Origin of the sequence: Stenotrophomonas maltophilia group sp. Smal12 (assembly GCF_037079935.1) — a bacterium.
Lineage (GTDB): Bacteria > Pseudomonadota > Gammaproteobacteria > Xanthomonadales > Xanthomonadaceae > Stenotrophomonas > Stenotrophomonas sepilia.
This window is the reverse complement of sequence record NZ_JBAWUK010000086.1, coordinates 1-9,316: the sequence shown is the minus strand read 5'-3', so window position 1 is coordinate 9,316 and position 9,316 is coordinate 1. Positions and strand designations below refer to the sequence as shown.

General features: G+C 68.3%; 8 protein-coding genes. 4 read left to right on the top strand and 4 right to left on the bottom strand.

Annotated features, from left to right (window positions below; genetic code table 11):
• A partial coding sequence (locus tag WDC87_RS21265; protein ID WP_336331327.1) for a S8 family serine peptidase occupies positions 1-2,701 on the top strand: 2,701 nt, incomplete at its 5' end.
• Positions 2,702-2,748: 47 nt separating this feature from the next.
• On the opposite strand, the gene WDC87_RS21260 is transcribed toward WDC87_RS21265, so the two are convergent.
• The gene (locus WDC87_RS21260) at positions 2,749-3,846 is read right to left on the bottom strand and encodes a Glu/Leu/Phe/Val dehydrogenase dimerization domain-containing protein (RefSeq protein WP_004153019.1); all 1,098 of its coding nucleotides are present in this window, start codon (positions 3,844-3,846) and stop codon (positions 2,749-2,751) included.
• Between the two features lie 276 nt (positions 3,847-4,122).
• Here WDC87_RS21260 and WDC87_RS21255 point away from each other — a divergent pair, with 276 nt between their 5' ends.
• Positions 4,123-5,199, top strand: a complete 1,077-nt coding sequence (locus WDC87_RS21255; RefSeq protein ID WP_180884613.1) for an HDOD domain-containing protein — start codon at positions 4,123-4,125, stop codon at positions 5,197-5,199.
• Positions 5,200-5,202: 3 nt separating this feature from the next.
• On the opposite strand, the gene WDC87_RS21250 is transcribed toward WDC87_RS21255, so the two are convergent.
• From WDC87_RS21250 to WDC87_RS21240, 3 genes are all read right to left on the bottom strand, one after another.
• The gene (locus tag WDC87_RS21250; protein WP_252744340.1) at positions 5,203-6,759 is read right to left on the bottom strand and encodes a phospholipase D family protein; all 1,557 of its coding nucleotides are present in this window, start codon (positions 6,757-6,759) and stop codon (positions 5,203-5,205) included.
• A gap of 162 nt (positions 6,760-6,921) precedes the next feature.
• On the bottom strand, positions 6,922-7,620 hold the full coding sequence (locus tag WDC87_RS21245; protein ID WP_069139977.1) for an RNA pseudouridine synthase: 699 nt from the start codon (positions 7,618-7,620) through the stop codon (positions 6,922-6,924).
• Between the two features lie 47 nt (positions 7,621-7,667).
• On the bottom strand, positions 7,668-8,168 hold the full coding sequence (locus WDC87_RS21240) for a M48 family metallopeptidase (protein ID WP_072169103.1): 501 nt from the start codon (positions 8,166-8,168) through the stop codon (positions 7,668-7,670).
• A gap of 63 nt (positions 8,169-8,231) precedes the next feature.
• On the opposite strand from WDC87_RS21240, the gene WDC87_RS21235 reads away from it, so the two are divergent.
• Positions 8,232-8,789, top strand: a complete 558-nt coding sequence (locus tag WDC87_RS21235; RefSeq protein WP_069139975.1) for a DUF2058 domain-containing protein — start codon at positions 8,232-8,234, stop codon at positions 8,787-8,789.
• Positions 8,790-8,959: 170 nt separating this feature from the next.
• Positions 8,960-9,226 carry a DksA/TraR family C4-type zinc finger protein gene (locus WDC87_RS21230; RefSeq protein ID WP_072169104.1) on the top strand — a complete coding sequence of 89 codons (267 nt, stop codon included), beginning with the start codon at positions 8,960-8,962 and terminating at the stop codon, positions 9,224-9,226.
• Positions 9,227-9,316: the final 90 nt, after the last annotated feature.

Below are 9,316 nucleotides of genomic sequence, written 5' to 3'. Positions count from 1 at the left end.
GACCACCCCGCCTCCGGCCAAGCCGCAGGAGCCGGCCTTCGACGCGCACCTGTCCGTGACCAATGCGCGTGCCGCACAGGCCGCTGGCCTGACCGGGCAGGGGGTGCGCATCGGCATCGTCGATTCGGGCGTGCAGCGCAACGCAGTGGCGCTGAACGGGCGCGTGGTCGCCAACCTCAACTACATCGACCCCGCCCGCAACAACCTGCAGGTGGACGACGTGGTGGGCCACGGCACGGCGGTGGCCAGCCTGGCCGCGGGTGCTCCGGTGGGGTCCTGGCCGGGCGGCATCGCCCCCGGCGCACAGATCGTTTCGGCGCGGATCATCGCCGACAAGCCGCCCGTCGATGACGGCAGCGGCAAGGGCAATTCCTTCAGCGGCCCACTGGGCGTGGCGCAGGTCCACCAGGACCTGATCAGCTACAACGTGAAGGTGATGAACAATTCGTGGGGCGGCCTGTACTGGACCGACCTGCCGACCACCGCGCAGGTGGCGGCCGAGTACCGGCCTTTCGTCATCAATCATGGCGGCCTGGTGGTGTTCGCGGCCGGCAACGATGCGCGCCCCGAGCCGAGCAGCCTGGCCGCGCTGCCCAGCCAGCTGGGCGTTGCCGGCTCGCTGCCAGCGGCCGATCTGGAGCGCGGCTGGCTGGTGGCCACTGCGGTGGATCCGTATGCACCGGGCACGCTGGCCAGCTACGCCAATGCCTGCGGCCAGGCCGCGCGCTACTGCCTGGCGGCGCCGGGCAGCGCGGTCTATCCCGATGCCAACGGCGGCAGCTATTACTGGAACTACGGCACGTCCTTCGCCGCCCCGCTGATTTCCGGCGCCGCCGCCCTGGTCTGGCAGCGCTACCCGTACTTCGACAACAACCTGGTGCGGCAGGCCCTGCTGGGCACCGCCAAGGACATCGGTGCGCCCGGCGTGGATGCGGTGTTCGGCTACGGCCTGCTCGACATCTCGCGGGCGATCAAGGGGCCGGGGCGCTTCGACTGGGGCGACGTGGTGGCCAATGTCGATGCGCCATCGAGTGGCTCGCTGTGGAGCAATGACATCGTCGGCAGCGGTGGCCTGGTCAAGCAGGGCGGGGGAACCCTGGTGCTGGGGGGCAACAACAGCTACAGCGGTGCCACCCGCATCGAGCGCGGCATCCTGTCACTGCAGAACGGCAGCGTGATCCGCTCCAACGTGACGATCCTGGCGCAGCCCGATCCGGATTCGACCGGCCTGCAGTTCAATGGCGGTACGCCGCGCGTGATCGGCAATGTGGTCAACGGCAGCAGCGTGTTGCTGACCACCGGTAGCACCACCGGCACCATCGAGGGCAACTACACCCAGCAGGCCGGCGCGCAGCTGATGATCGCGCTCGGTGCCAATGCGCTGCAGGTCACCGGCAACGCCACGATCAACGGGGGCGTGCGCGTACACGGCTTCGTCTCCGGCTATGTGCCGCAGAACGGCAGCCGCCAGGACCTGATCCACGCCGCCGGCGGCCTCAGCGGCACCTTCAGCAGCCCGGCCACCTCCAGCGGCCTGCAGGGCCTGTCGCTGCTGCAGAGCAGCTATGGCTATGACAGCAACAACGCTTGGTTGAACCTGACCCAGGTCAGCGTCACGGCGGCAGCGACCGGCCTCACGGCCTCGGCGCAGTCGGCTGCGCAACGCGTGGACAGTGCGTTCAGCGCGCTTGATGGCGATACGACGCTGCAGGGCTCGGCCTTCGGTACGGCCGCCGGTGCGCTGCAGTGGACCGGCGGTGGCAGCAAAGGCCTCGAGGCCAGTTTGCAGAGCCTGTCCGGACAGGCGCATGCGCGGGCCGAGTCGGCCACCTTCGACAGCATCGACATGTCACGCCGCGCGATCGCCGAGCGCTTCGATCGCGTGCAGGCGGCGCCGCGCCTGCGCGGGGCCTGGCAGAGCGCGCTCGGCGAAGCCGGGCAGGGCAGTTTCGCCGGCAATGCCGCCGACAGCCGTGGTTGGATGGCCGGCCAGGACCTGCCGCTGGGCAGCAATGGGCTGATGGGTGTGGCCTTCGGCGAAACCCGCAGCAATGGTGGCAGCAGCTTCGGCGGTGATCGTGGGCGTGATCGCCAGGCGCAGGCGCAGCTGTACGCCGGCTGGAACCTGGGCCGGGGCTATGCGCTGGCCCAGGTCGGCAGCGGCCAGTTCACCCGGGCGCTGGATCGCCAGTTGCTGCTGGGCGCCGGCGCCTACGGTGTCTCTGCACGTTACGGCGGACGTTTCAGCAGTGCCAGTGTCGAAGGCGGCTATCGTTTCGGCCGCGTAGGTGCGTCGTTGACACCGTATCTGGGCGCCAGCACGACGCGCGTGGATACCGATGCCTTCAACGAACTGGGCGGGTTCGGCTTCGGCCTGCGTGGCGATGCCAACCGCGTACAGCGCAGCCAGATGCTGGCCGGTATCCGCGGCGAACGTGGCTGGGGGCGCTGGACCCTGCGCGGGCATGCCGAATGGCAGCAGCGGCTCGATGGTGCCGATGCGGACTGGCAGGCCAGTTTCGTCGGCGTTGATGCATGGGCGCCACTGGCGGGCTGGAACGCGCCGCGCGGCAGTGCGTTGTTCGGCGTGGCGCTGGAGTCGTGGTGGGGCCGCAACGGCCGCCTGAGCCTGGGCTTTGACCAGCGCGTCGGCGGCGAAGGCGCGCGCCAGGCGGCGTTGCGCTACAGCACCGGCTTCTGAACGAGCGGTCGCGCCGGGTCGAAAGGCCCGGCGCGACATCGGCAGGCTCAGCCGCCGCGCAGGTTGCCCAGGCGCGGGGTGCTGCGGCCCAGCGGCATCTTCAGCTTGCCGATCGACAGGATACGGCTTTCGGCGATGCGGTCGGCTGCCCGCTGCGGCGCGATGTTCTCGCGTTGCGACAGTTCGAAGATGCGGGTGAGGTTGTGGTAGATGCTGCGGATCAGGCGCATCGCGCGTTCGCGGTTGTAGCCATCGATCTCCAGCGACACGTTCATCACGCCGCCCGCGTTGACCGCGTAGTCAGGTGCATACAGGATGCCGCGCGCATGCAGTTCATCGCCGATTTCCAGGCTCGACAGCTGGTTGTTGGCGGTACCGCAGATGATCTTCGCCTTGATCCGCGGCAGGGTGTCGGCGTTGATCGCGCCTTCCAGCGCGCACGGTGCGAACACATCGGCGTTCACTTCGTGGATCTCGTCCGGCTTGACCGCTTCGGCGCCGAAATCGCTGACCGCGCGATCAACCAGCGCGCTGTCCAGGTCGGTGACATACAGTTTGGCGCCGCGGTCGCGCAGCAGCTTGACCAGCTCCATGCCGATGTGGCCCAGGCCCTGCACTGCGATGCTGGTCTTGCCCACTTCCTCATGGCCGAACTTGAAGCGCATCGCCGCCATCAGCGCCTGCAGCGCACCGTAGGCGGTGAATGGGGCCGGATCGCCGGAGCCGCCATGGACCTGGTGCACGCCGGTCACGAACTGGCTCTCCAGGTAGATGTTCTCCATGTCGTTGACGTCGGTACCGACGTCCTCGGCGGTGATGTAGCGCCCTCCCAGCGAGTCGACATAACGGCCGAAGGCGCGGAACAGTACTTCAGTCTTGTCCACCTTCGGGTCGCCGATGATCACCGCCTTGCCACCACCGACGTTGAGGCCGGCCAGCGCATTCTTGTAGGTCATCGTCCGGCTCAGCCGCAGCACGTCGGCCAGCGCCTCGTCGGTGCTGGCATACGGACGCATGCGCACGCCGCCCAGGGCCGGGCCCAGGGTGGTGTTGTGGATGGCGATGATCGCCTGCAGGCCGGCATCGTGGTTGTGGCAGAACACCACTTGTTCGTGGCCGGTGGTGGCGAGGGTTTCGAATAGCATGGCGTCTCCGATGGCGCGAACAGCGGCGAACTGCAGCGAACGGCCAGTGAACGGTAGGGTCCCAAAACAAAAAAAGCGACGTCGTCATGGCTGGGGACGGGTCGCGCGGCGCCATTCTAGTCCATTCCCCCGGCCGGTGCCGTCGACATCGCATGCCTTCCGGTTAAAGAAGATGAAAATGCGGCCGATGCTGCGACGACGGCGGGTGGCCGGATTCGCGTGAAGAGGCAGGCGGTCAGTGACGGCAAGGGCACCACAACGACAGGGCAGGCGGCGATGACAGCGGCCTGGTGGCGATCGCTGCGCGGCTGGCTGGCGCGTTCGACCGGGGCGGCACCGTCGCGGCTGGTTGCTGCGTCCCGCCAGGCGGTGGCCGCCGCAGCGGCGAGCCTGCAGGGCGAAGCGCTGCCCCCGGCCGAGATCGCTGCACATCTGCAACGTGGCCTGCATGCGCTGGCCCTGTACCCGCGTCTGGCCGGTGAATCCACGCCGGTGCAGGCCGCAGGGCTGGGCGAGGCGGTGGCGCGCGCGCTGCAGGACCGCAACTGGGCGGCCAGGCAGCTGCCCCGCCGGCCGCAACTGCTGCCGCAGCTGATCCAGACCGTCAACGACGATGCCGCCTCAGCGCGGGTGATGGCCGCGATCATCGGCCAGGACCCGGTACTGACCGGCAACCTGCTGCGCATCGCCAACAGCCCGGCCTACAAGGTGCATGAGCGCCCGGTCGAAAGCCTGCAGCGGGCGGTGACACTGGTGGGTACCGAAGGCGTGCGGCAGATCATCAGCGCGGTACTGGTGCAGCCGGTGATGCAGGTGCAGTGCGAAGTGTTCCCGCAGTTCAGCGCGATCATCTGGGAGCACGCGCTGCTGGCCTCGCGCGCGGCCGCCGATCACGCACGTACGGTCACCTTCGGTGATGCCTTCGCTGCGCAGTGGCTGGGCCTGGTGCAGGGACTGGGCGCGTCACTGGTAATGCGCCAGCTGCTGCAGGAAGCGCAGGCCCGCGGCGAGGCCGTGGAGCCGGCGTTGGCCCTGCAGCTGCTGCAGCAGTGGTCGTTACCGTTGGCGCAGCGGGTCGCCGCCGCATGGGAGCTGCCTGAACCGGTTCACCAGGCCCTGGCGGTGGATGCAGAAGGGGCGCTGGCCGACAGCCTGCGCCTGGCCAGCGCCGCCGCAGCGGCCAGCCTGTTGTGCCGCCATGGGCATGCCAGCCAGAGCCGCATGCTGGCGCTGCTGGAGCAGCTGCCTTCAGCGCCGCCGCATGCATTGCGCTGGATCTGGCGGCGCCTGCATGGGCGCAGCGTGGAAACGCTGGATGAGGCCGGACAGGACCAGGCCGGCCCGGCGGCCTGAGTGCTACAACTGCGATTCGACAGGCAGCCAGCTGATGGCCCGCGACAACCAGCGTTTGCGCGCCGTTGCCCCTGGCTCGGCCTCGACCCAGTGCGGTGGCGGCTCGCGCTCCAGCCAGCGCAACCGGCCACGGTCGTCCAGCGCCAGCCACCAGCTGTGCCTGGGGTCTGCCAGGCGCAGGTACTCATCGCGCAGCCGCGCCCCCAGCACCGGGTCGTCGAACAGTACGCCCATTTCGGTGTTGAGGTAGGCCGAGCGCGGGTCGAGGTTGAACGAGCCGACGAAGCCGCGGCGGTCGTCGACCACGAACGCCTTGGTGTGCAGGCTCGCGCCGCTGCTGCCGAACATGCCGGCATCGCCGGACTGCCCCTGCGCCTTCAGTTCGTACAGGTGGACGCCCGCTTCGAGCAACGGCACGCGGTAGCTCATGTAGCCGCCGTGCACGGCAGCGACGTCGTTGGCAGCCAGTGAGTTGGTCACCACGCCGACCTGCACGCCCCGCCCGGCCATGGCCGAAAAGCCATCCAGGCCTTCGTCGCCTGGCACGAAGTAGGGCGAAATCAACAACGTTTTGTGCCGGGCGGCCTGCAGCTCGCTGATCAGGGTCGACACCAGCCAGGCAGCGCGATCATCCTTGCGATGCTTCATCGGCGGGTCCGAGACGATGCGCACTGCACTGCTCCAGTGCAATGGCTCGGGACTCGGGCGCTGCCGCTGGCGCGATTCGGCCACGCGCGCAAGGTAGGGCCGGGCCACGTCCCGCTGCGCCTCATGATCCGATTCGCGCACCAGCAGGCGCAGCTGCGCATCGGTATGGAAGGCAAGCGCGGATACCGGAATGGCGGCCTCGCTGTTCCAGTAGTCGTCGAAGATCCGGTTGGCCTGCTCCACGGCAGGGCCGGCGACCAGCAGGTCCAGATCCTGGAAATTCACATCGGTGCGCGCGCTGAAGTACTCCTCGCCGATGTTGCGGCCGCCGACGATCGCGACGCGACCATCGGCGATCCAGCTCTTGTTGTGCATGCGGTGGTTCACGCTGAAGAAGCGTTGCACCATCTCCACCATGCGCAGGATGCCGGTCCGGTTGCGGAACGGGTTGTAGAGGCGGATTTCAATGTTGGGGTGCCGGTCCAGCGCCATCATCAGCGCGTCCTTGTCCTTGGCATTCATGTCATCGAGCAGGATGCGCACGCGCACACCGCGCTCGGCGGCGTCATGCAGCGCCTTGGCCATCAGGTGGCCGATCAGGTCGTCGTGCCAGATGTAGTACTGCAGGTCCAGGCTGCGGCCAGCGTGCGCGGTGATCATCGCGCGCGCGGCGAAGGCATCCATGCCATCACCGAGGAACGCTACGCCTGATTGCCCGGGATGCGCGTCCTGCAGCGGCACGATCTGCTGGTCGATGCGGGTCTGCGCCGGCTGCAAAGGCAGTACATGCGAGGGCGCGCCCTGTGCCTGTGGCGTGAGATGGTCGGCCAGCAGCAGCCCGGACAGGACCAGCAGCAACAGCGCGGCGAGGATGATTGCAGCGACGCGCAACAGGCGTCGCCACAGGGGCATGGGCAGGCTCATGCCTCGATGGTAGATCCACGCCCTGCGTGAAGGAATGCCTGCAGGATCGATAGGGCATCAGCGCGCTTGCCTTCGGCAACGGATCCGACCCCGGGGCGTCAGGATGGGGGCGGACCCGTTTCCGCAGGAAAGGGCCCTGACCCGCAGGCCTCAGAACCGCTCGTCGCTGCCCAGGTAACGCCACTGCGCCGGCGGCAGCGGCCCCAATGCCACGCGGCCGATGCGCAGCCGGCGCACGGCCAGCACCTGCAGCCCAGCGGCGGTCACCGCCACGCGCAGCCCCTTGGCGGTCAGCCCCTTGCCGGCAAAGCGCAGGCGCTGCTCGCTTTGCCAGCTGACCTTGGCGCCGCCGGATTCCTGCTGCAGCCGCGCCAGCAGCCACGGTCCTCGCTCGGGGCCGCCTTCGGCCACTTCGATCAGGTATTCCTGTTCGGTGCGGCCCAGATTGCGCTGTAGATGGGCCAGCGTGGCCGGGTCCTGGCTGACCACCACCAGGCCGCTGTCGCTGGCCGGAAGGGCAGCGGCCAGTTGCAGGCCGTGGAAATGGCGCTGCAACGGACGGATGTCGCTGGCATCAAGTTCGCTGCGACTGTCACTGCTGACCAGCGCACACAGGGCCTCAGCAGCAACGCCGGCCGGCTTGTGCAGCAGCATGCTGACCCGCTCGGCCTTTTCATCGCTGGCCTGCTCGGCGACCACGATCTGCGCGGCTTCATCAACCGGGCGCTGTGGTTGTTCCACCACTTCGCCGTCGACCGTTACCCAGCCGCCTTCGATATAGCGCCGCGCTTCGCCGCGGGGGATGCCGAGCAGGGCGGACAGGCGTTTGTCGAGACGGATCGGTTCCATGGCGGGCAGGTCGGGCAGGGGGCGCGCAGTGTAGCTGCTGCGGCCGGTCAGCGCTGGCTGCGGTTGGCCAGCTCGGTCAGGTACAGACGGGTATCGAACTCCAGCTGCAGGTAATCCGGTTCCATGTGCTGGCACAGCTGGTAGAAGGCCTTGTTGTGGTCGGCTTCCTTCAGGTGGGCCAGCTCATGCACCACGATCATGCGCAGGAACGCCGCGGGTGCCTGCCGGAATACGGTAGCGATGCGGATCTCGCGGCTGGCCTTGAGGCGGCCACCGTGCACGCGGGAGATGGCGGTGTGGGTGCCCAGCGCGTGCTTGATCACTTCCAGCGTGTTGTCGTAGCAGACCTTGTTGAGCGGCACCGACTTGCGCAGGTAACGGTCCTTCAGCGCCTGGGTGTAGTCGTACAGCTGGCGGTCGCTGCGGACCTCGTGCGGGTCGGGATAGCGCTGCTGCAGCCAGGGGCCGAGCTTGCCCTGCGCCAGCAGTTCGCTGACCTGGGCGACCAGGGGTTCGGGGTAGCCGGTGAGGTACTTCAGGACTGCCATGCAGGGGCGGCGGGGCGTCGGTAGAATGGAAGCATCCAAGATTACACGCGGTACGTACCGACCATGGCAAAGCCCAACGCGCTGCAGGAACAATTGCTCAAGGCCGGTCTGGCCAAGAAATCGCAGGCCAGCGCCGCCGCGCGGGAGCAGGCCAAGGCCCGCCAGGGCAAGGCCGAATCGGCCTCGGCCGAGGTCCAGCGTGAGGCTGAACGTGCCCGTGCCGAGAAGGTCGAGCGCGACCGTGCGCTGGCCGCCGAGCGCAATGCCCAGGCCAGGCAGGCGGAACAGAAGGCGCAGGCGAAGCAGATCATCGCGGCCCATGCCGTGCCCCACAAGGGCGATGACGAGTATCGCTTCAGCGATGGCGCGGCGATCCGCACCCTGCTGATCGACCCCAAGCTGCGCAAGGCGCTGTCGGTGGGCGTGCTGGTCATCGTCGCCAATGGCGAGGGTTACGCCCTGCTGCCGCGCGCCGCCGCCGAGAAGGTACGCGAGCGGACCCCGGAGGCGATCATCGTCGACCACGGCCAGCCGGGCTCGACCGCCGAGATCTCCACCGGCAACGCCGAGGACGACGCCTACTACGCCCAGTTCCAGGTGCCGGACGACCTGATCTGGTAAGCAAAAAGGGGACGGAGGGGATTAAGTCGCGATCGACCTGATTGGATCCGTTGGCGTTCTGCTCAGCTTGCTGAAGGCGCACCGGCCATGGCTCGGCGCAACACAGGCCTGCTCCTTTGTGCGCGGGTGTATCGTCCCCATATCAGGCGACACACCTGCGGAGGAAGGCCATGGCCACTGGTTGGGCGGGAGATGGCGCGGTCCAGGACCAGATCGACGCCACCGTCGACGATGCGATCGCCCGCGCGCGAGGCCAGCTGCGGCAGGGCCCGGGCCTTGAACACTGTGAGGAATGTGACGCGCCGATTCCGTTGGCGCGACGTCGTGCTGTGCCGGGAGTTCGCCTGTGCGTGGCGTGCCAGCAGGCGCATGACGAAGAAGCGCAGGCGCATGCCGGTTACAACCGGCGCGGCAGCAAGGACAGCCAGTTGAGGTAAGGGGTGTTGGGCAGGGCTGCGCCCTGCACCTGCTTGGAGCAACGGCAACGGCAACGGCAAAAGCGTGCTATCCGTGGGATGGCGGGGGGG